The organism is Gemmatimonadota bacterium (assembly GCA_026706345.1).
Classification (GTDB): domain Bacteria; phylum JAAXHH01; class JAAXHH01; order JAAXHH01; family JAAXHH01; genus JAAXHH01.
This window is the reverse complement of the sequence record JAPOYX010000279.1, coordinates 1-1,102: the sequence shown is the minus strand read 5'-3', so window position 1 is coordinate 1,102 and position 1,102 is coordinate 1. Positions and strand designations below refer to the sequence as shown.

Below are 1,102 nucleotides of genomic sequence, written 5' to 3'. Positions count from 1 at the left end.
GAGACGATATTCTCGACCGCGGCCGCCTTGAGTCCGGCGTCAATAAACGTCTGAGCAAGACGGTCGACCCGCGTTGAGCGCGTGCCGTCCGGTTCGCCAAAGAACGTAATCCCGTCCAGGCTATAATGGACCTCGCCATCGCGGACGAGGGTCGCGCCGATCATGGTGGTCGCGCCAACGACGGTAGGCGCACCAAAAACGCGAGCCATCTGAGCGTTTTTCACCACGCCATTCTGAAGTGAGGCGACCGTGTCAACCTGGAGATGTTTGACGCTGGCCAAGGCGCGCGGCATGTCCTTGGTCTTCACGGTAATCAACAGGACATCGGCCGTGTCGAGGGCGGAAGCATCGGCGTACGCTGGTAGCCGGACCCGAAAATCGGACAGGCCGGTGAGGCGCAGACCGTTTTGCTGGACCGCCCGCGCGTGACCTGGCCGGGCTATCATGACGGTGTCTACCCCATGCAGGGCGAGATGCCCGGCGACAACCGAACCCACACCACCGGCACCGAGAATCACAACCCGCATATCCGCCCTCCCGTAATTTTATTGGCACGGGATTATGGCGGGTCCGTCTCGATGTTGTCAACGAAGGCGCTGCCGTCTAGGGCTGCTCCGGGAATCGGACCCGATATACCCGCGACAGGTGGATGAAATACCCCTCTCCCGGTTTCAACGCGGCCAGATTCTCGGCCGCGACCTTTCGGCCGACGGTCTGACTGATCGCCTCAGCCTCAGTTCCTGCTGCGCGCAAGAGCAGCGTTGTTTCGTACCGCCCAAAAACGAGGCGGGACGGGTGTGGAAGGAATTCGACCACCACCATTCCGGTGCGTAAGAAGAAGGTGAGCGTGTGCTCCCAGTCGGCCGTCTCCTGGGCACCATCAACGATGAGAAGGGGGGGCAGGGAAGGCGTCCTGCCCAGACCGATCTGAAGCGTCTGAAGCACCTGCTGAGCGATATCGTCCGAAACCGTCCCCTCTGCCGGCAGGGGCATATAGGCGGCGTCTTCACGCAGCAGGAGACGAAAGGGCATTTCGAGTTGCTGACGACCGTGGGCGACCAGACACACCACCACGCCGTGTTGGCTCGCCAGACGCAGGGCA

At 62.0% G+C, this 1,102-nt stretch carries 2 protein-coding genes; both read right to left on the bottom strand.

Translation table 11 applies throughout. The features are described from left to right. Nucleotides 1-527, bottom strand: a 527-nt coding sequence (locus OXG98_19440) for an NAD(P)-binding domain-containing protein (protein ID MCY3774184.1), incomplete at its 3' end; no start/stop codon positions are given. Between the two features lie 76 nt (nt 528-603). Further along, nucleotides 604-1,102: hypothetical protein (locus tag OXG98_19435; protein ID MCY3774183.1), on the bottom strand; the 499-nt coding region annotated here is incomplete at its 5' end.